Annotated in this window: 18 protein-coding genes; 9 read left to right on the top strand and 9 right to left on the bottom strand. The window is 65.6% G+C overall.

Annotation, left to right across the window (positions count from 1 at the left end; all coding sequences use genetic code 11):
* Nucleotides 1-132 precede the first annotated feature (132 nt).
* Both ACE10X_RS32570 and ACE10X_RS32575 read left to right on the top strand, forming a co-directional pair.
* Nucleotides 133-459, top strand: a complete 327-nt coding sequence (locus tag ACE10X_RS32570) for a hypothetical protein (protein WP_063709652.1) — start codon at nt 133-135, stop codon at nt 457-459.
* Nucleotides 460-612: 153 nt separating this feature from the next.
* Nucleotides 613-2190, top strand: a complete 1578-nt coding sequence (locus tag ACE10X_RS32575; RefSeq protein ID WP_304557604.1) for a FecR domain-containing protein — start codon at nt 613-615, stop codon at nt 2188-2190.
* 92 nt (nt 2191-2282) lie between these two features.
* On the opposite strand, the gene ACE10X_RS32580 is transcribed toward ACE10X_RS32575, so the two are convergent.
* From ACE10X_RS32580 to ACE10X_RS32590, 3 genes are all read right to left on the bottom strand, one after another.
* Entirely contained in the window at nt 2283-3110 is an 828-nt protein-coding gene (locus ACE10X_RS32580; RefSeq protein ID WP_038383056.1) for a class I SAM-dependent methyltransferase, read from the bottom strand.
* A 117-nt stretch (nt 3111-3227) separates the two neighbouring features.
* Entirely contained in the window at nt 3228-3623 is a 396-nt protein-coding gene (locus tag ACE10X_RS32585; protein ID WP_304557602.1) for a hypothetical protein, read from the bottom strand.
* Nucleotides 3624-3716: 93 nt separating this feature from the next.
* Nucleotides 3717-4022, bottom strand: coding sequence for a nickel-binding protein (locus ACE10X_RS32590; protein WP_038383053.1), 306 nt, complete (start codon nt 4020-4022; stop codon nt 3717-3719).
* Between the two features lie 163 nt (nt 4023-4185).
* On the opposite strand from ACE10X_RS32590, the gene ACE10X_RS32595 reads away from it, so the two are divergent.
* On the top strand, nt 4186-5991 hold the full coding sequence (locus ACE10X_RS32595) for a winged helix-turn-helix domain-containing protein (RefSeq protein WP_038383052.1): 1806 nt from the start codon (nt 4186-4188) through the stop codon (nt 5989-5991).
* Here ACE10X_RS32595 and ACE10X_RS32600 read toward each other — a convergent pair whose 3' ends face one another.
* Complete coding sequence (locus ACE10X_RS32600; RefSeq protein ID WP_080583243.1) at nt 5992-6792, bottom strand: NUDIX hydrolase; 801 nt, start codon at nt 6790-6792, stop codon at nt 5992-5994. It lies immediately after the preceding gene.
* 121 nt (nt 6793-6913) lie between these two features.
* Entirely contained in the window at nt 6914-7780 is an 867-nt protein-coding gene (gene asd, locus ACE10X_RS32605) for an archaetidylserine decarboxylase (protein WP_038383051.1), read from the bottom strand.
* A 34-nt stretch (nt 7781-7814) separates the two neighbouring features.
* On the opposite strand from asd, the gene ACE10X_RS32610 reads away from it, so the two are divergent.
* Nucleotides 7815-9479 (top strand): aminotransferase class III-fold pyridoxal phosphate-dependent enzyme, encoded by a 1665-nt coding sequence (locus tag ACE10X_RS32610; RefSeq protein WP_375763388.1) that lies wholly within the window; start codon nt 7815-7817, stop codon nt 9477-9479.
* Nucleotides 9480-9751: 272 nt separating this feature from the next.
* On the opposite strand, the gene ACE10X_RS32615 is transcribed toward ACE10X_RS32610, so the two are convergent.
* The 3 genes from ACE10X_RS32615 to ACE10X_RS32625 all read right to left on the bottom strand — a co-directional run bounded on the left by ACE10X_RS32615 (nt 9752) and on the right by ACE10X_RS32625 (nt 12394).
* A complete protein-coding gene (locus tag ACE10X_RS32615; RefSeq protein ID WP_016841638.1) occupies nt 9752-10369 on the bottom strand; it encodes a hypothetical protein in 618 nt (205 codons plus the stop codon).
* 246 nt (nt 10370-10615) lie between these two features.
* Nucleotides 10616-11305, bottom strand: coding sequence for a methyltransferase domain-containing protein (locus ACE10X_RS32620; RefSeq protein ID WP_038383049.1), 690 nt, complete (start codon nt 11303-11305; stop codon nt 10616-10618).
* 33 nt (nt 11306-11338) lie between these two features.
* Nucleotides 11339-12394 (bottom strand): glycosyltransferase family 1 protein, encoded by a 1056-nt coding sequence (locus ACE10X_RS32625; RefSeq protein ID WP_038383048.1) that lies wholly within the window; start codon nt 12392-12394, stop codon nt 11339-11341.
* A gap of 138 nt (nt 12395-12532) precedes the next feature.
* Between ACE10X_RS32625 and ACE10X_RS32630 the strand changes: the two genes are divergently transcribed.
* Both ACE10X_RS32630 and ACE10X_RS32635 read left to right on the top strand, forming a co-directional pair.
* Complete coding sequence (locus tag ACE10X_RS32630; protein WP_304557599.1) at nt 12533-13915, top strand: TAXI family TRAP transporter solute-binding subunit; 1383 nt, start codon at nt 12533-12535, stop codon at nt 13913-13915.
* A 115-nt stretch (nt 13916-14030) separates the two neighbouring features.
* Nucleotides 14031-14813, top strand: coding sequence for a sulfite exporter TauE/SafE family protein (locus ACE10X_RS32635; protein WP_038383046.1), 783 nt, complete (start codon nt 14031-14033; stop codon nt 14811-14813).
* 23 nt (nt 14814-14836) lie between these two features.
* Here ACE10X_RS32635 and ACE10X_RS32640 read toward each other — a convergent pair whose 3' ends face one another.
* Nucleotides 14837-16060, bottom strand: a complete 1224-nt coding sequence (locus tag ACE10X_RS32640; protein ID WP_038383042.1) for an acyltransferase — start codon at nt 16058-16060, stop codon at nt 14837-14839.
* Between the two features lie 250 nt (nt 16061-16310).
* Between ACE10X_RS32640 and ACE10X_RS32645 the strand changes: the two genes are divergently transcribed.
* From ACE10X_RS32645 to ACE10X_RS32655, 3 genes are all read left to right on the top strand, one after another.
* Complete coding sequence (locus ACE10X_RS32645; RefSeq protein WP_038383041.1) at nt 16311-17000, top strand: L,D-transpeptidase; 690 nt, start codon at nt 16311-16313, stop codon at nt 16998-17000.
* Between the two features lie 190 nt (nt 17001-17190).
* Nucleotides 17191-18759: a DUF4403 family protein gene (locus ACE10X_RS32650; RefSeq protein WP_038383045.1), complete on the top strand. Its 1569-nt coding sequence runs from the start codon at nt 17191-17193 to the stop codon at nt 18757-18759.
* Between the two features lie 298 nt (nt 18760-19057).
* Nucleotides 19058-20272: an ABC transporter substrate-binding protein gene (locus ACE10X_RS32655; protein ID WP_038383044.1), complete on the top strand. Its 1215-nt coding sequence runs from the start codon at nt 19058-19060 to the stop codon at nt 20270-20272.
* The last annotated feature ends 65 nt before the right edge of the window (nt 20273-20337 follow it).

Here is a 20337-nt window from a genome sequence, read left to right on the forward strand (position 1 = left end):
CGGGTGCGGTTGACGAAACAAACGGCCCGCGCGACGAAACCATTTTGCCCTGGCGACGAAGAATTGCCGAAACCAAGCCTGCCTAGTGATGGCTTCGACAACGCGCTGCTTCGGCGCGATCACAAGGGGGACATGATGGCTTTCACCGCTTCCGCGCTTCGTCACGGCAAACTGCTGGCGGCGACCGCGTTCACGCTCGGTCTGCTGACTTCGGCGTCCTTTGCCTACACCGACGAGCAGCAGCAGATGTGCACCAGCGACGCCATGCGGTTGTGCAGCTCGGAAATCCCCGATGTCGATCGCGTCACCGCCTGCATGATCCGCCAGCGCGCGCTGCTCAGCGACGGCTGCAAGGCGGTGTTCCGCTACGTGCCGCCGGCGGCTGCGCAACCCGCGAGCTACGCGCCCGCGGCCAAGCCGGCGAAACCGCTCAATATCACTCCTCACAAGCGCGGCTAAACAAAACCCCAACAGCGACCAGGCACCGCGTTTCCGGCAACGGAGCGCGGTGCTTGATCGTTTCGGTTCGTCGTGACAACAAGGCGAGACCGTTCATCCGGCATTCAGCCTGACGCGGCTCAATTGCCGTGCCCACTGCCTCCCCGGGAATCGATGGTGATGCGCCGCAGCTTTCTCTTTGCGCTTCTGCTTGGCGCCGGCGTCACGATCGGTTGGCAACCAACGGCCAATGCCGCGTCGAACTTGACGCAGCTCGCACAAGCGCAGCCTGCACAGGCGCCTGGCCCGGCGCCGAGTCCGACGCCGGCTACGCCTGCTCCTGCTACACCCGCGCCTGCAACGCCGGCGCCGGCCGCGAATGCGCAGCCCGCGGCGCCGGAGCCGATCGGCAACGTGGCAACACTGACAGGAACCGCGGCCGTCACGCGCAACAACACCTCGACGCCGCTGCAGATCCGCGACGACATCTTTGCCAATGACGAGGTCGCGACATCAGCGACCTCCTCGCTCGGCATCACCTTCAACGACGGCACCACCTTCAACCTGCGCGCCAATGCCAGGATCACGATCGACAACTATGTCTATGAGGACGGCGGCCAGCAGAACAGTGCGCTGTTCAACGTTACCAAGGGAACGGCGGCCTTCGTCGCCGCCGCGGTCGCCAAGACCGGCGACATGAAGATCTCGACCCCGACCGCGACGCTCGGCATCCGCGGCACCACCGGCCTCGTCGAGGTGCCCGAAGGCGCCACCGCGACCAGCAGGAATGTCGGCATCAAGCTCTATCCCGACGCCGACGGACATGTCGGCCGCATCGAGGTCAACGACCGCAGCGGCGCTTCGCTCGGAGTGCTGACGCGCGGCGCGAGTGGCTTTGCGATTCGTCCGGGCACCGGCGGCGCCCGGTTCGCCGCGGTGCCGCTGACGATCTCGCCGCAACAGATCACACGCGACCAGGGCTTTGTGCGCCAGGTCCATAGCGCGCAGACGCTGGGCCGTCAGGTCGTGACCGAGCAGCGCGACTTCCGGCGCGCCAATCCCGACTTCCGCAGGGCCAATCCGGCCGCGCCCTATCCGAACCGCGGCCAGCCGGTGCAGCCGAACCCGCAGCGCCAGAACGGCCTGCCGGGCCAAAACCGCAACGCCCCGCAGCAGCCGGGTCAGCAGAACCGTCCGGGCCAGTTGCAGCAGCCCGGTCAGCCGAACCGTCCCGGCCAGCAACCGGGCGCGCCTGGCCGGCAAGGTTCGCAGCAGCAGCCCGGCACGCAGCAGCAAGGCGGCGCACAGCACGCGCTGCCGGGCCAACCGGGCGGCGCGACGCTGCCGCGTGCGCCCGGCGTCCGAACGCCAGCCGGACAACAGCCGGCGGGACAACAGCCAACGCGCCAAGAGCCCGCGCGCCAAGGCGGCGCGACGCAACCCGGCGGACAACAATCGCCGGCACGGCAAGGCGGCGGCCTGCAGCCCGGCCGCACACAGGCCCCGGGCGGCGTGCGCCAGCCAGGACCACCAGCGGCCCAACCGGGTCAATCGGGCGCGCCGCGCCAAGGCTCCGCGCAGCCGGTGCCGCAAGCGCCCGGCCAGATGCGACCCGGCATCCAGCAGGCCGTACCGGGCATGCGTCCGGGCCTGCAACGGCCCGCCGTGCAGGCGCGTCCAGGCTTCCAGCAACGGCGCGCGCCGCCTCCGCCGCGCGGCGCGAAGCCTCCGCCCAGGGACAAGCGTCAGTAACCGAGCGATCGCACCAATGTCGATCAAACGTGCGAATGGCGCCGGCGAGAACGCCGGCGCCATTCGCAGATCGACCAAAGGCGAGCGGCAGATCAGCCCCGCCTGGTGATCACAGCCTCCAGATACTCACCCGGGATCACCAGCGTGCCGTCCCTGGCGATATTGAACTGGTCCATCAGGCTGAACATGTCGGCGGCGAGCAATTGCTGCTTGACCGGATCGATCGCCCCGAACGCCTTCAGCACCGGACCGTAATAGGTGCGAAAGATCTCGAGGAAATGCTCGCGCGACCTGTAACGGAAATTGAAGTGCCTGCGCTTGGCATCAAGCGTCGCCTGCGCGCCGAACAAGGCGCCGAGATGCGCCTCGGTGCCCCACAGCGCGGGAGACTTCACGCCCGGCGCCGGCGGCACATATTTGCCGATGGTCTTGAACACCTGGCCGATGAACCCTTCCGGCGTCCAGCTCGCAAGTCCGATCTTGCCGCCGATGCGGCAGACGCGGCGCAATTCATTCGCCGCCTGCTGCTGATCGGCGGTGAACATGACACCGAAGGTCGACAGCACGACGTCGAAGCTGGCGTCGGCAAACGGCAGCTTCTCCGCGTCCGCTTCCTGGAACGTGACGGGCAGACGCTCCGCGGCCGCCCGCTCGCGGCCGCGCTCCAGCAACGCCGCGACGTAGTCGGTCGAGACCACGTCGGCAAAGCGCCGTGCCGCGGCCAGCGTCGCATTGCCGTTGCCGGCGGCGACGTCGAGCACCATTTGATTGCTGCGCAGGTCGACTGCCTCGCAGAGCATCTCGCCGACGATCTGGAGCGTGGTGCCGACGATCGCGTAGTCGCCCGAACTCCAGGTGGCTTGCTGGCGCGCCTTGACGGCGGCGAGATCGATGGTCGGCATTTCGGTCTGAACGTTCATGTGCATCTCCTTTGAAAATGTGATGCGGCTCGTGACGAGGCCGCCAGCCTCGCCGAGAGTCCGCGAGTTGCGCCAAAAAGGCGTCGAGCAGTGCAATGACTTCAAATGTGCTGCGCGCTACGTGCGGCGGTCGAGCAGGACCGGGATGGTCGATGCGGCAACTATGCTCCAATCCGAGCGATGCCTGCAGCCATGGCTGCTGCGCTGAGTCGAGGCGGCCTGCTGCGCCGGAGCTGCACGATGCTCCCGAACGACAGGTTCCTCCGCTCTGGTGAACAAGGGTGAGGACAAACCCGCGATCACCAGCCCGAGCAGTGCGCTTCGCACGACCGGCCCTGAGCAGCGGCTGCCGGCGCCCTTCGGCTGACGGCCGCCGGCCTCGCGCGGCATCAGGCGACTGGCCTGTCGCTCGCGATGTGCGATCATGCCTGCGACCGATTGATTGACGATCCGGCGGATACGCAAAAGCAGGAAGGAAAAATGCCTTCGTACCGGACTTGAAATGGATTCCATGTATGAAATCGACATAATCGTTTCCTTGATCGAAGTGTGATGGCGCCCCGGATCAGGTTTGGCCGGGATACGCCATGCGACGCCGCTCAGGCGTCATTCGGCTGCAATGGGCGGTTGGACCGGATCATCACGCACCACCACGGTTGCCGCCACCTTGTAGAATTCCTCGCCCGGCATGCCGACGCAGCGCGCATGCTCCCGGATCGAGTCACCGTCACGCGCCTCGTATATGCAGAATGTGCCGATGCGACCATCCGCCTCATGCACCACATAGCTGCGGATCCAGCGGACGCGGTCCGGCATCTGCTCGTCGCCGATCCTGGCGGACGTTGCGCCGGCGAGTTCCAGTTCGCTCATGTTCGCCCAGGCGCTCGGACGGCGAATGACATAGAGTTCCATCGAAATCTCCTCGGTTGCAATTATTGAACGGCAGGCGCTCATGGCGAGCCATGATGAGCTATAGACGCCGTCGATGCCGACTGTCCTTACCGCGGACTGATCATTGCCTGATCTTTGTCTGATCTTTGCCTGAACCTTTTCCGCCGAGCCCCAACTCATACACATGGCATTCTCATTTGGACTGTTCGAGCTTGATGAAGCTGGACGCGTGCTGCTGTGCGCGCGCCAAGAGGTCCCATTGCAGCCGCGTGTGTTCGATCTGCTGATCTATCTGGTTCGACACCGCGAGCGGGTCATCTCCAAGGAAGAACTCCTCGAAGCCGTCTGGCCGGATGTGACGGTCACCGACAACTCGCTGCAGCGGGCGGTGAGTGCGTTGCGCGCCGCGCTGCGCAACGGCGGCATGGACGGCGCGATCCGAAATCTGCCGGGCAAAGGCTATCGCTTTTTCCTCGAGTCCGAGATCAGGCAGCCGGAACGCATCGACCCCAAGCAAGTCGATGGCACCGTCGGTGCAATCGGTCTCGCCCGACGCGCAGCGGCCGGACAATTGTGGTTGCAGGCAGCAACGCTGTTCGCGAGCGCGGATGAAAGCGGCCAGCTCAACGCTGAGGATTTCCACGATTGGGCGCTTGCCCTGCAGTGCCTCGGCAGGGCCACGGCAGCGATTCCGATTCTGGTTCGCGCGGTCGCCGCACGCAGCCAGGCCGGTGACGCGGCAGGCGCCACGGTCGACGCGATAGCACTCTCGGCCTTGCATTTCGAAAGCGGCCAGGCCGCGATCGGAAAGGGCTGGCTCGCGCGGGCGGAGGATTGGGCTTCAACGCTCGACGATCCCCCGACGACGGCCCTGGTGTTATGGATGAAGTCGAAACTGGCTGCTTTCGATGGCGAGCCGGAACAGGCACTCGCGTTGGCCGACGCCGCCTACACCGCCGTCAGATACAAGGATGCGATCAATATCGAAGCGCTGAGCCTGGCCTATCGCGGCTTCTATCGGCTGTGCCTCGGCGACACACACGGAGGACTGGCCGATCAGGACCATGCCGCCGCAGTTGCGCTGTCCAGCAACAATCTGGACCCGATCATGGGCGGCAACCTCTATTGCAACATCCTCTGGGCGGCCCGGATGTTCGGAGATTGGGCACGCGCCGACCAGTGGACGCGGAGCTACCAGAACTTCTGCTCGGGCAGCGGCATGGAGTTGACGGGCTCGTGCCAGTTGCACCGCTCCGAGGTGCTGGGTATCCGAGGCTCGCTCGACGAAGCGCTGGCGCGCATTCAGGACGCGCTCGCGCGCCTGACCAGCGATGCGCCGTGGTCGCTGGGCGATGCCAACCGGGTGCTGGGCGATATTCAGGCGGCAATCGGCAATGACGACGCAGCGCTCGAAGCCTATGACAGGGCTTACACGCTGGGCTGGTGCCCGGAACCGGGCCGCGCCATGCTGCTGCTCGCAAGAGGCGAAGCGGAAGCCGCCTATGCAAGCCTCGAGCGGAGCCTGATCGGCAAGACCTGGTGGACGCTGCAGCGGCGCGGAATCCTGCTCGCGCATCTGGCGCTGGTTGCCGCGCACACGCATCGGATCGCTCGAGCGAAGGCATTGATCTGCGAACTTTCGGGAAGTCCGGATCGCTGGCCGATGCCCTCGATCCGCGCGCTCACCAACGAAGCGCAGGCGATCCTCGCGCTTTCGCGGCAGGATCATGAAACAGCCGTGCGGCATCTCCATCTCGCTCGCCAGCTGTGGTCCAGCATCGAAGGGCGGGTTCAGATCGTGCGGCTGAGGCTTCAGATCTCCAGCCTCCAGCTGGAGCATGGAGACGTTCGCGGCGCCATGGCCGAAGTTCATGCGGCACAGCTTCTGGCGCGTGACCTGGGTTCGCCCAAGCGTCTTGCCGAATGTCTTGCCTTGCAGCGCGACATTGAGGCCTGGCAGCCAACGGCACGACGTCAGATGTGCGGATGATCACGCCGCGCGACGGAGCCAGTCGCGCACGCGTTCGATCAGATTCTTGCGCGGCGCGGGCCGAGGTGCCGCGCCGGCTGGCACGACCTCGTGCACCGATGGCGGCGCTTGTTCAGGGATGACCGTCTCGGCGCCCCGCTCGGTCTCGGCAGCTGCATCGGGTGCGGCCACCGGAACGTCTTGCGGCGCCATGGCCGGCGGATCGGGTTCGCTTTGCGCCAGCGGCGGCTGATCGATGGCCGGCGCCTCCGCCGGCGCAGCCGCATCGGCAACATCAGGCGCGTCGGCGACCTCCTGCTCGTCGATGACCTGTGGCACTGCGGCTTCGCGGCTCCGCCGGCGCTCTGCAGCCACGGCTCTTGCCCGCGCGCGCCGCTCGCGCTCGGCGAGCGCCGCGGCCTGCAACGCGATCGGTCCGACATTTTCCAGGAACGCGCGCTCATAGCCGCGCGACAGACGCTCGAGCGCCGCATCGAGCGGCAGCCAGTCCACCTCGCGGATGTCGCTCATCAGCGCCCGCACCGGCTTGCCGCCGGCATCCATGCGCCAGTAGTGCACCACCTTGGAACGGCCGCCTGAATCATAGACCAGCGTGCCGAGGAATTCGTGCACGTCGACGTCGTAGCCGGTTTCCTCGAGCACCTCGCGCTCGGCGGCGGCGCGCGGCGTCTCGCCGTCGTCGAGCTTGCCTTTCGGCAGCACCCACTCATTGCGCTTGCGCAGGCGCACGACGGCAAAGCGCGGCGGTGTCTCCCGCCGCAGCACAATGCCTCCCGCCGCCAGAACAGGCGTCCGCGCCATCTCGTGTCCATCAGGTTTGCGATTTAGGATCGTCGCACGACGATCCCGACCATTCTAAGCATGATCTCGAAAAGTGGAAGCCGGTTTTCATGCTCAAACGATGAGCGCGATGGAAACAAGGTTATAAAGGCTTTCGCAGCAACGGTTCGCCGCATTTGATCCGCGTTCCCTCCGCGACATTGTCAGAGAATTCGAAATTGCCGGGCGCCAGCACGATAATCGTCGAGCCGTGCTCGAACCAGCCGAGCTCCTCGCCCTTCTTCACATGCGCGTCACAGGAGAAATCCACCGGGCCCCGCGACTGCGCGTTCAGCGTGATGTCGAGGAAATGCAGGCGGAGGCTCGCCACCAGGATGGCGGCGACCGGAACCAGCGTCAGTGCTTCGCCGGTTGGAATCTTGGCGCGCAGCACCGCGCGCTCGTTCTTGCAGAACAGCCGCTCGATCCGCTTCAGCGCGATCGGATTGACGTTCCAGACGTCGCCATGAATGAACGTCACCTTGTCGATGGCAAGATCATAGGGCGCGTGGAAACGGTGATACATGCTCGAGGTCAGCCGCAGCGTGACGAAGCGGCCGTTCCGGTGCTGCTCCACCAGCGCCGGATCGCCGACCAGATCGAGCAGCGAATAAGGCGCGCCCTTGACCTGGAACAATTGCCCGTCCTCGATCCGCCCATGCGCGCCGATGATTGCATCCGACGGGCTCGCGATGATGGCGGGATCGGCTGCGGCCGGACGCAGGCCGGGCTTGAGCTCGCGGGTGAAGCAATCGTGCAGGCTCCTGAACTCGGTCTTCTTGGCCTCCGACAGATCGAGGTCGGAGAACAGCTTCCAGCAGGCGATCGAGACGTCGCGCACCAGGGGGTTCTCGACCTTGGAGAACCAGCCCATGAAGCGGGTCAGCGCGGCGCGCGGAATCCGGTTGGTTAGCAGGAAATTGAGGTCTTCCTGCTGGGTGAATGCCGAGATCAGGCCCTTGACTGTCATGAATCTGTTAGGTGCTGAGGCTAGCGCTTCTGTCATGGAAACATCCCTTCCGATTCTCTCGCTGTCCGCCGCCGCGCTTGCCGGCGCCGCCGCAGCTTTCCCCAAAATTCAGGCCCGCATCGCGCTGTCGCGCGCCAAGCACCGCTCGCTGACCGGACATTCCAAGATGTCCAAGATGGTCGCGCGGATGGTCCCGCACTACGAATTCGACATCGACGACTTCTTCCGCTCCGACGGCGCGCCGAAGGACGTCGCGATGCAGCGCCAGGACGGCTTCTTCCGCCTCGCCGGCCTCTACGGGGATCGCTACCCCAAGGGCCGCGCGCTGACCGCCGAGGTGACGGAGCGCATCTCCGACCTGCAGTTCACCGAAACCTATCGCGTGCCGTTCCAGTACAGCCGCCTGGTGCGCGAACATCTCGGCACCTCGGCGTTCGTCGAGGCCTCCAGCGGCGTCACTGTCACCGACGTCGACGGCAATGTGTTCTACGACCTGACCGGCTCCTACGGCGTCAACATCTTCGGCAACGACTTCTACAAGGAGTGCATCGCCGAGGGCGAGAAGCGCGCGCACGCGCTCGGCCCCGTGCTCGGCCCCTACCACCCGGTCATTGCCGATAACGTCAAGCGGCTCTGCGAGCTGTCCGGCCTCGACGAGGTCTCGTTCCACATGTCCGGCACCGAGGCCGTGATGCAGGCGGTGCGGCTCGCGCGCTACCACACCAGGCGGAAGCGCCTCGTGCGCTTCGCCGGCGCCTATCACGGCTGGTGGGGCGACGTGCAGCCCGGCGTCGGCAATCCGGTGTCGCCGCACGAGACCTTCACGCTCGCCGATATGTCGGAGAAGACGCTGCACGTGCTGCGGACGCGCAACGACATCGCCTGTGTGCTGGTCAACCCGCTGCAGGCGCTGCATCCGAATTCCAACGCGCCCGGCGATTCCGCGCTGGTCGACTCCTCGCGCTCCTCCAAATACGACCGCGCCGCCTACACCGAATGGCTGAAGAAGCTGCGCGAAGTCTGCACCGAACGCGGCATCGTCCTGATCTTCGACGAGGTGTTCGTCGGCTTCCGCCTCGCGGCCGGCGGCGCTCAGGAATATTTCGGCGTCAAGGCCGACATGGCGACCTACGGCAAGAGCCTCGCCGGCGGGCTTCCGGTCGGCGTGGTGTGCGGCCGCAAGGATTTGATGCGGCGCTTCCGCGACGACCGCCCGGCCGACATCTGCTTTGCCCGCGGCACCTTCAACTCGCATCCCTATGTGATGACGGCGATGGACGAGTTCCTGAGCCGGCTCGCCAGCCCGAACTTCCGCTCGATCTACAACGGGCTGGACGAGACCTGGAACGGCCGAGCCAAGGCGCTCGACGACCGGCTCAAAGCCGCGGGCCTTCCGGTTCGCGTCGGCAACATCTCGTCGATCTGGACCGTCTATTACACCGAGCCGTCCCGCTACAACTGGATGCTGCAATACTATCTGCGGGCCGAGGGACTGGCGCTGAGCTGGGTCGGCACCGGTCGTCTGATCTTCACCCTCAACTACACCGACGCCGACTTCGCCGAGGTCAGCGATCGCTTCGTCGCGGCAGCCGAGAAGATGAAGCGCGACGGCTGGTGGTGGCATAAGCCCGGCCTCACCAACAAGAACATCAAGCGCCAGATCCTGAAGGAGATGGTCGCCGTGAGGTTCGGCCGCTGAGGCAACGCGCTGTTCCTCCGCCCCCTCGCCCCGCTCTTGCGGGGAGAGGGCTGGGGTGAGGGGCTCTTTCCTCAAAATTGGTGACAGACGGACTCGCGGTGAGCCCCCCTCACCCGGATCGCTGACGCGATCCGACCTCTCCCCGCAAGCGGGGCGAGGTGACGTGTACGCGCGGTCGAAGGCGCTCAAGTGATGATCCGCCGTAATCCTAAGACGTAGATGCCCGGGACAAGCCCGGGCATGACGCAGTTTGAAGACGCTGGGAGCAACGATCAGGCGTGCTTGACGTGCTTCTCGAGACCCGGATCGATCAGTTCGCCCTTCATCAGGAACAGCGGCGCCTTGTGATAGAGCTTCAGGTCGTTGAAGGGGTCGGTGATGATCTTGGTCATCCAGACGAGGCCGGTCTCGACGTCGCGGATGAAGAACAAATGGATGGTGCGGAACAGGAGGCCGCCGACGCCGACCACGAGCCAGATCTTGGCCACCTGGCGGGTGAAGTCGCCCATCGTGACCCATGGCTTGAACAGGCCGAACAGCGTCGGATCGAAGTACAGCACCATCGGCGACAGCGCCCAGATCGCCATCAGCACGACCTTGCGCTGCAGATTGTAGCCGACCTTGATGTCTTCCTTGTGCTCGTGGGTCGCCTGGTTGACGTGGTCGTAGCCCTTCGGCTCGAAGAAGAAGTGACCGGCCTGGCGCGAGGTCATCGAGACCAGCCAGCCGACCAGCGCCGACACGACCGGATCGAAGAACAGCATCACATAGGCGAACAGGAAGCTCAGCGCGCTGACGAAGTGCAGGCTCTGGTTGATCCGGCTGTGATGGTAGAAGCGATGGTCATCCCAGCGCTGGGTACGCAGCTCTTGCAGGAAATTCTTGATCATTGGTTCCCCCAACATCTTTCGGGACAGGATTTACAGGGATTCGATGTATCGCGTGTGACATCATCATAATGACATATGACAATGTGGAGCGACGCCTTGACGCAACTTCAACCTCTCCCCTCATCCTGAGGAGCTTGCGCAGCAAGCGTCTCGAAGGATGAGGCCGAGGATCGACACCGTGGCCTCATGGTTCGAGACGGCGCAGTGCGCCTCCTCACCATGAGGATCAAGGGCGACTACGCCGCCTCAGGCGGCTTTGGCAACATCCGCCTTGCGGAAGCGGACCAGCGAGAAGTGGCCGAGCGGCGGAATCAGGCGGCGCTCCGCAAGCTCCATGCCACGTGCGCCGGCGAGCCATTTGGTGTAGCGCGACCAGGCGAATTCGGCGGTCCGGAACCCGAGCGGGCGCACCACCGGTTGCAGCTTCTGCTCGATGAAGCGGCGGACGCCGGCATCGGCGCTGACGCGGGTCAGGATGATCAGTTCGCCGCCCGGACGCACCACGCGGGCGAACTCGTCGAGCGCGGCTTCGGGGTTCGGCACCGCCGACAGCACATACTGCGCCATCACCACGTCGAACGAATTGTCGGGGAATTCGAGCTTCTCGGCGTCCATCACCGCGAGGCCCTCGACATTCTTCAGGCCTTGCTCCGCAACCCGCTTCTTGGCCTTCTCCAGCATCGCTTCCGAGATGTCGGTGCCGAAGATGCGGACGTTCTGGCTGTAGAGCGGCAGCGAGATGCCGGTGCCGACGCCGACCTCGAGCACCCGGCCGCCGATCTTGTTGGTGGCCTGGATCGCGGCCTGCCGGCCCTTGCTGAACACACCGCCAAACACGAGGTCGTAGATCGGCGCCCAGCGGTCATAGGCCTGCTCGACCGTCTCGCGGTCGAAGTCCATGGAACGGTCGGCACCCAGCTTGATGATTTCAGCCATAGATCGTCTCTCGTCTCTCGTTCGATTGAGCTGTTAATTCGGAACCGCACTGCGGCCGGCAACGCGGCGGGCGGGCCGCGGCGCGCGGCTCGGCTGCAGCGTGGCCAGATTGCCGATGAACTGACGCGCACTGTTTTCCCAGGAACGCTCCAATGCAAAATTGCGGCAGTCGGCGCGCGACATCGTCAGCGCGCGCAGGCAGGCGCTGCGCAGGTCGTTGTCGATCGCGCCGATCGGATGGTTGGCGATGACGTCCTTCGGGCCGGTGACCGGGAATGCCGCGACCGGCGTGCCGCAGGCCAGCGCCTCGAGCTGCACGACGCCGAAGGTGTCGGTCAGGCTCGGGAACACGAAGACGTCGGCGGCGGCGAGGTGCGAGGTCAAATCCTGCCCCTTTTTCTCGCCGAGGAAAATCGCGTCGGGATATTTCTGTTCCAATGCCGCCCTTTGCGGGCCGTCGCCAACCACGACCTTGGAGCCCGGCAGGTCCAGCGACAGGAAGGCGTCGAGGTTCTTCTCCACCGCGACGCGGCCCATGGTCATGAAGATCGGCCGCGGCAGATCGAGCGTGGCCGGCTGGTCCGGACTGAAGATCCTGGTGTCGACGCCGCGGGTCCAGAAGCCGAGCCTGCGGAAGCCGCGCTCGGCGAGCTCTGACCGCAGCGAGTCGGTCGCGACCATCGTCATCGACCCGGCGGCGTGGAAGTGGCGCAGCACCGCATAGCCGACGCTGTCGGGAATGCCAGTGCGGACCGAAACATATTCCGGGAAGCGCGTTGTATAGGATGTGGTGAAGGCGAGCTTGTTGCGCTGGCAATAGCCGCGCACCGCCCAACCGATCGGCCCTTCGGTCGCGATGTGGATCGCCTCCGGCGCAGCCTCCTCGATCCGCCGCGCGATCTCGCGGCGGTTCGGCAGCGCCACGCGCAGGCCCGGATAGGTCGGCACGCCGACCGAACGGAAACCGTCGGGAGTGAGGAATTCGATCTCGGCGCCGAGCCCGGCTGCGCTGCGCGCAAGCGACGTCAGCGTCCGGACCACGCCGTTGACTTGCGGATGCCAAGCATCGGTCGCAACGAGTATGCGCATTGCAGGAGATCCAAATCGTTAATCTTGATTCTGCTCGCACGACGTTCTGACATGGATGTTTCAAACGTATGACGTCATCGAAATGTTAGGTTGTTTTTCCCGGCAAACGGCCGGTTTTTCGTGTAACGTGACAGTCAGATGTCAGAGCAGAGTGAAAATCCCGGCGCCAAGCGCCGCAGGCTCAGGCGACGAAACTCGTCGCTGCTGATCCTTGCGGCCGGCATGCTTGTATTCGGTCTCGCCGCCGGCGCGCTGTATTACGCGCTGCGTCCGGTGACGCTCGCGATCGCGGTCGGCCCGACCGGCAGCGAGGACGTCAAGCTGATCCAGGGTTTCGCCCAGGCCTTTGCGCACGACGGCAGCTCGGTGCGGCTGAAGCCGGTCACGACGCAGGGCTCCGCCGAGAGCATCGCGCTGTTCACGGCGAACAAGGTCGACCTCGCGGTGGTGCGCGGCGACCTCGACCTGCCCGCGAGCGCCGAGTCGGTTGCGATTCTGCGCAAGAATGTCGTCGTGCTGTGGGCGCCCTCGGGCGCCAAGGGCAAGCGACGGTCCGCGAAGATCAAGAGCATCGACGACCTCGCCGGCCACAAGGTCGGTGTGGTCGGCAGCACGCAGGCCAACGTCACGCTGCTGCGTGTGATCCTGACCGAGTCCGGCGTCAACCCCGACAAGGTCGCGGTCAGCCAGTTCGCCGTGAACAAGATCGCCGACCTCGCGCGCGACCCCTCGCTCGATGCCTACATGACCGTCGGCCCGCTCGACAGCAAGATAACGGCGGAAGCCATTACGGCGACGGCGGCCGCGCGCGGCGAGCCGGTCTTCCTCCCGATCGACGTCTCGGAGGCGATCGCGCAGAAGCATCCGCGCTATGAGTCCGAGGAGATCGCCGGCAGCATCTTCTCGTCGTCGCCGGCACGGCCCGAGGACAAGGTCGAGACCGTCAGCGTCAATCACCTCATCATCGCGCAACATGCACTGAGCGAGGCGACCGTCGGCGCGCTCGACCGGCAGCTGTTCACGCTGCGCCTCCAGGTCGCGCGCGATCTGCCCGCGGCGGCCAAGATCGAGAAGCCCGACACCGACAAGGACGCCGCGCTGCCGGCGCATCAGGGCGCGGCCGCCTATATCGACGGCACCGAGCGCACCTTCCTCGAAAAATACTCCGATTACATCTGGGGCGGCATCCTGCTGCTCTCCGGCCTCGGCTCGGCCGGCGCTTGGCTGCGCCACTACGTGAAGCGCGACGAGCGCGAGCACTACATCACCCATCGCGACAATCTGCTGACCCTGATCTCGCAGGTGCGCGGCGCCGAGACGCCGGAACAGCTCGCGGCCATGCAGGGCGATGCGGATGCACTATTGCGCGAGGCGCTCGACTGCTACGACGACGGCGCGATCGAGGAAGGCGACCTCTCGGTGATCGGGCTGACGCTCGAGCAATTTCATCATGCCGTCTCCGACCGCCGCGCCGTGATCAACGGCGACAAGCCGGGCCTGCCGCGGATGCGCGCCGGCTAGGCCGCGTGCACGCCGAATTGCACCGAGAGCAATGTGCACCGAGAGCAATGTTTCGATTGCGCGTGCAGGCGCGCGTGGCCATGTTGAGTACCACCACAACGCTTCGCACGACACCATGATCACGTCCATCGTCGCTGACCTGCCCGCGCCGTTCGTGCTCGCGGTCGCACTGGCCGGCGTCTTCCTGATTGCCTTCATGAAGGGCGCGTTCGGCGGCGGCTTTGCCATCGTCGGCATCCCGCTGCTGTCGCTGGCGATGGACCCGATCGCGGCGGGCGCGCTGCTGGCGCCGTTGTTCGTCGTCATGGACGTCACCGCGCTGCGGTTCTGGCGCCCGAGCACATGGTCGCGAATCGACCTCGCGATGTTGCTGCCGGCGCTCGTCGTCGGCATCGGCCTCGGCTACTTCGTGCTGCGCGATCTCGACCGGCATGCCGTCGAGATCGTGATGGGCGTGGTGACGCTGGTGTTCGCCGCGCTGTGGTTTCTCGGCGGCGGCGAGATCAAGCCGCGTCCGCGCTCGACGTTCAAGGCGACGTTCGCCGGCCTGTCCTCCGGCGTCACCACGATGGTGGCGCATTCGGGCGGGCCGCCGCTTGCGATCTATCTGCTGCCGCTCGGCATGCCGAAGGCGCTTTACGCCGGCACCACCAGCCTGTTCTTCACGGTCGGCAACCTCTTGAAGGCCGGCCCGTGGCTCGTGCTCGCCACGCCGTCGCGCAGCCTGTGGATGCTGATGGCACTTTGCGTGCCGGCGGTGCCGGTCGGCGTCTGGGCCGGATGGCGGCTGCACGAACGTCTCGACCAGCGCGCGCTGTACCGCGCCTGCTACGCCATTCTGGTCATCACCGCCGCCAAGCTGCTGTGGGACGGATTGGCCGGATATCTCAGCTCCTGAACCGCGAAAGTGGTGGCTCCTCGTCAGGAGGACTGCCTGCTGCGGACGGCGTTCGCGGCAACGGCAAGCGGCGCAATGTCTGGACGCGTCGCGACCGCGTCGTCGGGCGCAAGGCGTTGGCGCGCCACGAACGAGAAGCGGCTGCGCAGTTTCAGGATCGGCTTCTCGATCCAGTGCCAGGAGAACGCGGCGAACAGCGTGATCAGCAGCAGCGCGATCGCGAACTGAACGATCACGGGCGCGTGCGGCAGCCATACCCGCACCACCTGCTGCACCGGAAATCCGTAGAGATAAATGCCGTAGGAATAGTCGCCGCGCGAGACCAGCGGCAGCCGCGGCAGCTTCGAGACGCCGAGATACGCGGTGATGTAGACCAGCGCCGGTGCAATCAGAAGATTGAGCACCGGCTGGCTCATCCAGTCCGCCGGGCCGAGCAGCGCGGCGCCCGCGCAGAGCGTGCAGCACGCGGCGAGAAGCCATCCGTCGTAGGGAACGCGGTCACGATAGAGATAGATCGCGATGCCGAGCATGAACGCGACCGGCAGCTTCGCGCCGCGTCCGAGGAACGGCGCCGTGCTGAAGATCCTGTCATGCAGCGTGCCGGCGACGCCGGCGGGCAGTTGCGACGATTGCGCGCTATGCCCGGTGAGTGCGAGCGCAAGGCCGATGCCGACCAGCACGAGCGCACCGAGCACGATGAGCGGCGGCTTGCGCAACAGGCCGAACAGGATGAACACCGTCATCAGCGCGTAGCAGCCATATTCGAACGGCACCGTCCACAGCGAGCTGTTGACCTCCGGCGCGGGATTGCCGCTGAACACGCCGGGCAGAACGTAGTTCACGAGGCCGATGATGTTGGTGAAGTATTTGTAGGTGCCGAAATTGGTGAAGTAGTCGTGCAGCGGCAGCGCGGTGAAGATCGGCCCGAGGATCAGTGCCGACAGCACGATCTCGACCGCAAGCGCCGGAATGATCCGCATGCCGCGATTGGTGAGAAACTCCTTCAGGGAAAGCCGCAGCCCGCTCGCCGCGATCAGAAACCCGCTCAGCGCGAAGAACATCACGAGGATGGCGTAGTGCGGAAACCAGGCGATCCACGCCTGCTCGCCGCCGCCACTACCGCTCGCGACATAGGGCGCGTGGGCGGCGACGACGGAAATCGCCAGTGCGATACGGAGAAAATCGAACCCCGGGCCGAAGCCCTTCTGCCGATCCAGCATGCTGCCGATCGTGTGCCCCAGCATCATTTCCACTCCATTCCGAAACAATGCGCTGGGACAGCAAGCGCCGTGCCAGGAAGACTGTCTTGCGGCGGTACACCCCCTTCCCGGCAACCTGGCCTTAACCGTGCGACGAAACACGCACGAAACAATTCCCTAACGGCACGAAACCATTTTGGCGATTTCGTGCAAACGTCCTGAAACGCCTCACCTGTACTGCTTTGACCCAACGACGCGCCGGAACTGGCGCGCAGGGCGCAAACAACAGGGGTCGACAATGTTCAATTCCATCAAGCTGAACTCGCGTCTCGCTGCCGCCGCCTTCGGTGCGCTGGCGATTGGCACCGTCGCATTCGCAAATACCGCCGCGGCCGCTCCGCTGCCGATGTTCCCCTTCATCCTGACGCCGCCGACCGAGGCCGTGCAGCCGCTGGTGCAGTCGATGCCGCAGGCGCAGGAGGAAGACCGTTCCGTCGAGTTGCCCGCCCGCCTGCGCCGCCAGGTCGTCGCCTATCCGACGCGCGAGGCGCCCGGCACCATCATCATCGACACCCCGCACACCTATCTCTATCTCGTGCTCGGCAACGGCCAGGCCATGCGCTACGGCATCGGCATCGGCCGCGACGGCTTCACCTGGTCGGGCACCCAGACCATCACCAAGAAGGCGGAGTGGCCGGATTGGACGCCCCCGCCGGAAATGATCGCCCGCCAGCCCTATCTGCCGCGCCACATGGCCGGCGGCCCCGGCAATCCGCTCGGCGCCCGCGCCATGTATCTCGGCGGCACCATCTACCGCATCCACGGCACCAACGCGCCGGAGACGATCGGCACCCGCGTGTCCTCCGGTTGCCTGCGCCTGACCAATGCAGATGTCTCCGACCTCTATTCGCGGGTTAGCGTCGGCACCAAGGTGATCGTGCTGCCGATGACCGACCGCCGCGCCGATCTCGGCTCGGCCGTCCGCTAAGTCCCTCCCCTCCAAGGCGTCCTTTAATAAAAGGCGTCCTCGACGACGGCTCCGGCATTTCGTGCCGGGGCCGTTGCCGCGTTCATCAACCTTAACGCCTTCCGCCCCTGAAGCAGCTTGATCCCGCCACACTGGCGCCCTCGTCGGGGGGCCTGTACAACCCGTCAAGTTGATTTCATCCGGAGGAATGATGCGTCTACCGATGCATCCAAGGACGATAGCGCTCGGGATCGCGGTGGTGCTGGTCTCGTTCGTGATCAGCCTCAAGGCAATGGACTGGCTCGCGCCGAGCGTCACCGTGCAGAAGCCGAAGCTCGCAGAGCTGCCGCCGCTGCCGCAGGCGCCGCGTTCCTCGACGATCGTGGCCCAGGTCTCGGTCGCGCTGTCGGCGATCCGCGACGCCGCCGAACGCGGCGCGCCGAAGACCTTCGGCGGCAAGGCCGACAACCCGGTCCAGCAAATCCTGCAAAATGCCGACATCGGCTGGACCGCATCGCGCGGGCCGATCGCGGCCACCGGCGCGCAGGACGTGCTGACGCTGACCACCCCGATCAACGGCACGCTCAAGGTCACCGGCGCGCTGTCCGCCAAGGCAACCGGCGCGGTCAGCGACGCGCTCGGCAGCCTGCTCGGCGGCAATGTCGCCAAGCAGATCGGCGCCGTGAACATCAAGAACGTCAACGCCAACGCCGAGATCAAGGGCAACATCACCCTCACCGCGCGGCCGAAGCTCGGCGCGTCCTGGCGGATCGAGCCGAACCTGCAGGCACAGGTCAATCTCGGCGACACCAGCCTGTCGACGGCCGGCGTCCGCATCAGCGTGCCGGCCCAGGTCAAGCCTGTTATCGACAAGGCGGTCGCCGACCAGATTTCCGTGGTCGAGGCGCGATTGCACAACGACCCGGTGTTCCAGAACAACGCCCGCGCGCAATGGGCCAAGGCCTGCCGCTCGATCCCGCTGCAAGGCACCGGCGGCACCACCTCGATGCCACCGATGTGGCTCGAGCTGCGACCGACCCGCGCGATCGCAGCGCAGCCGAAGGTCGATGCGTCCTCGCTGATCCTGACGATGGGGATCGAGGCCGAGACGCGGATCACGGAGGCGCAGACCACCCCGAACTGCCCATTCCCGGAAAAACTCTCGATCGTGCCGCCGATGGCGAGCCAGGTCGCGATCGGCCTGCCGGTCGACCTGTCCTTCACCACGCTGAGCCAACTGGTCGAGGCGCAGCTCAAGGGCAAGACCTTCCCTGAGGACGGCTCCGGTCCGGTCGACGTGACCGTCAAGAGCGCGAGCATCGCCGCCTCCGGCGACCGGCTTCTGATCTCGCTCCTGGTGCACGCCAAGGAGAAGGCCAGTTGGTTCGGGCTGGGCGCCGAGGCGACCGTGCACATCTGGGGCCGGCCGCGGCTCGACCAGCCGTCGCAGACGCTGCGGCTGACCGACGTCGAGCTGGCGGTGGAATCCGAGGCCGCGTTCGGCCTGCTCGGCGCCGCCGCGCGCGCCGCGATCCCGCACATGCAGCAGACCCTCAACGACCGGCTGGTGGTCGACCTGAAGCCATTCGCGACCAACGCGCAGCGCAAGGTCGCCGCCGCCATCGCCGACCTGCAAAAGAACGAGGAAGGCATCCGCGTCGACGCCGAGGTCAACAGCATCCGGCTGGCCGGGATCGACTTCGATTCCAAGACGTTGCGGGTGATCGTGGAAACCGACGGCAGCATCAAGGCCGCCGTCACCGCGTTACCGGCGCTGTAACCAGGTCCTCTCCCGCTCTTCGCGGGAAGAGACGAGCGGAGCTCGCTCTGAGCGGGTGGGGTGAGGGGCCTCCTCCACGGGTGGCGCTTGTCGTGAAACCGGTAACCCCTCACCCGGATTGCGTCGCAATCCGGCCACTCCCCGCGAGTGGGGGAGGTAACAAGGCCCTCCCGCTCGCGCGTTTCATCCGCCCCTGCCCTGCCATGCTCAAAAAGTCGTCTTTGCGACAGCTTGTCGCAGCGGCTAGAACGCCCCGGTGGAAGCAACCCTCAACGAAAAAGTCAGGGAGAAAAACACGATGAAAACACTCTTGGCCGCAGCGGCGGCCGGCCTCGCGCTCGCGGTCTCAGCGACCGCGGCGAACGCCCAGATCTCCGACGACGTCGTCAAGATCGGCGTGCTCACCGACATGTCGAGCCTCTATGCGGACGCCACCGGCAAGGGCTCGGTCGCCGCCGTCGAGATGGCGGTCGCCGATTACGGCGGCAATGTGAAAGGCAAGCCGGTGCAGGTGATCGCGGCCGATCACCAGAACAAGCCCGACGTCGGCGTCAACATCGCGCGCAACTGGTACGACAACGACAAGGTCGACGCGATCCTCGACGTGCCGACCTCGTCGGTCGCATTGCCGATCTCGGCGCTGACGCGCGAGAAGAACAAGATCCACATCAATTCCGGCGGCGGCTCCTCCGATATCACCGGCACCGCCTGCTCGCCCAACACGGTGCACTGGACCTACGACACCTATGCGCTGTCGAACGTCGCCGGCAAGGCGATGGTCAAGCGCGGCGAGGACACCTGGTTCTTCGTCACCGCCGACTACGCCTTCGGCATGGCGCTGGAGCGCGATGCCGCCAATGTCGTCAAGGAGAGCGGCGGCAAGGTGCTGGGCGACGTGCGTCATCCGCTCAACTCGTCGGACTTCTCGTCCTTCCTGCTGCAGGCGCAGGCCTCCAAGGCCAAGGTCGTGGCGCTGGCGAATGCCGGCGGCGACACCACCAACGCGCTGAAGCAGGCTTCCGAGTTCGGCCTGACCCAGGGCGGGCAGAAGATGATCGCGCTGCTCCAGGAGATCACCGACACCCATTCGCTCGGCATCAAGGCCACCCAGGGCCTGATCGTCACCGACGCCTTCTACTGGGACATGAACGACGAGACCCGCGCCTTCTCGAAGCGCTTCAACGAGAAGGTCGGCCACATGCCGACCATGATCCAGGCCGGCCTCTACTCGGCGACCATGCATTACCTGAAGGCGATCGAGGCCATCGGCACCGACGAGGCGCCGAAGGTGATGGCCCAGATGCGCGCCACGCCAGTCAACGACTTCTTCGCCAAGAACGGCCATATCCGGATCGACGGCCGCATGGTGCACGACATGTATCTGTTCGAGGTTAAGAAGCCCGAGGAATCCAAGGGCGAGTGGGACCTCTACAAGCTGATCGCCACTGTGCCCGGCGACGAGGCGTTCCGCCCGCTCGACAAGGGCGGCTGTCCGCTGGTGAAGTCGAACTGACGGCTACTCAACACCGGATCGTGTCCAGCGATGCGATCCGGCTTCTCCGCGCAAGCCGGGCGGGG

Source organism: Bradyrhizobium sp. Pha-3, from assembly GCF_042258325.1.
In the GTDB taxonomy this organism is placed as follows: domain Bacteria; phylum Pseudomonadota; class Alphaproteobacteria; order Rhizobiales; family Xanthobacteraceae; genus Bradyrhizobium; species Bradyrhizobium elkanii.

Bases quoted from the DNA above. Each gene is read 5' to 3' on its own strand.
- ACE10X_RS32650 (WP_038383045.1), top strand. From the start codon at position 17,191: ATGCGTCTACCGATGCATCCAAGGACGATAGCGCTCGGGATCGCGGTG.
- ACE10X_RS32570 (WP_063709652.1), top strand. From the start codon at position 133: ATGATGGCTTTCACCGCTTCCGCGCTTCGTCACGGCAAACTGCTGGCG.
- ACE10X_RS32595 (WP_038383052.1), top strand. From the start codon at position 4,186: ATGGCATTCTCATTTGGACTGTTCGAGCTTGATGAAGCTGGACGCGTG.
- ACE10X_RS32620 (WP_038383049.1), bottom strand. From the start codon at position 11,305: ATGGCTGAAATCATCAAGCTGGGTGCCGACCGTTCCATGGACTTCGAC.
- ACE10X_RS32575 (WP_304557604.1), top strand. From the start codon at position 613: ATGGTGATGCGCCGCAGCTTTCTCTTTGCGCTTCTGCTTGGCGCCGGC.
- ACE10X_RS32590 (WP_038383053.1), bottom strand. From the start codon at position 4,022: ATGGAACTCTATGTCATTCGCCGTCCGAGCGCCTGGGCGAACATGAGC.
- ACE10X_RS32655 (WP_038383044.1), top strand. From the start codon at position 19,058: ATGAAAACACTCTTGGCCGCAGCGGCGGCCGGCCTCGCGCTCGCGGTC.
- ACE10X_RS32635 (WP_038383046.1), top strand. From the start codon at position 14,031: ATGATCACGTCCATCGTCGCTGACCTGCCCGCGCCGTTCGTGCTCGCG.
- ACE10X_RS32640 (WP_038383042.1), bottom strand. From the start codon at position 16,060: ATGATGCTGGGGCACACGATCGGCAGCATGCTGGATCGGCAGAAGGGC.
- ACE10X_RS32615 (WP_016841638.1), bottom strand. From the start codon at position 10,369: ATGATCAAGAATTTCCTGCAAGAGCTGCGTACCCAGCGCTGGGATGAC.
- ACE10X_RS32645 (WP_038383041.1), top strand. From the start codon at position 16,311: ATGTTCAATTCCATCAAGCTGAACTCGCGTCTCGCTGCCGCCGCCTTC.
- asd (WP_038383051.1), bottom strand. From the start codon at position 7,780: ATGACAGTCAAGGGCCTGATCTCGGCATTCACCCAGCAGGAAGACCTC.
- ACE10X_RS32600 (WP_080583243.1), bottom strand. From the start codon at position 6,792: ATGGCGCGGACGCCTGTTCTGGCGGCGGGAGGCATTGTGCTGCGGCGG.
- ACE10X_RS32580 (WP_038383056.1), bottom strand. From the start codon at position 3,110: ATGAACGTTCAGACCGAAATGCCGACCATCGATCTCGCCGCCGTCAAG.
- ACE10X_RS32625 (WP_038383048.1), bottom strand. From the start codon at position 12,394: ATGCGCATACTCGTTGCGACCGATGCTTGGCATCCGCAAGTCAACGGC.
- ACE10X_RS32610 (WP_375763388.1), top strand. From the start codon at position 7,815: ATGGAAACATCCCTTCCGATTCTCTCGCTGTCCGCCGCCGCGCTTGCC.
- ACE10X_RS32585 (WP_304557602.1), bottom strand. From the start codon at position 3,623: ATGGAATCCATTTCAAGTCCGGTACGAAGGCATTTTTCCTTCCTGCTT.
- ACE10X_RS32630 (WP_304557599.1), top strand. From the start codon at position 12,533: ATGTCAGAGCAGAGTGAAAATCCCGGCGCCAAGCGCCGCAGGCTCAGG.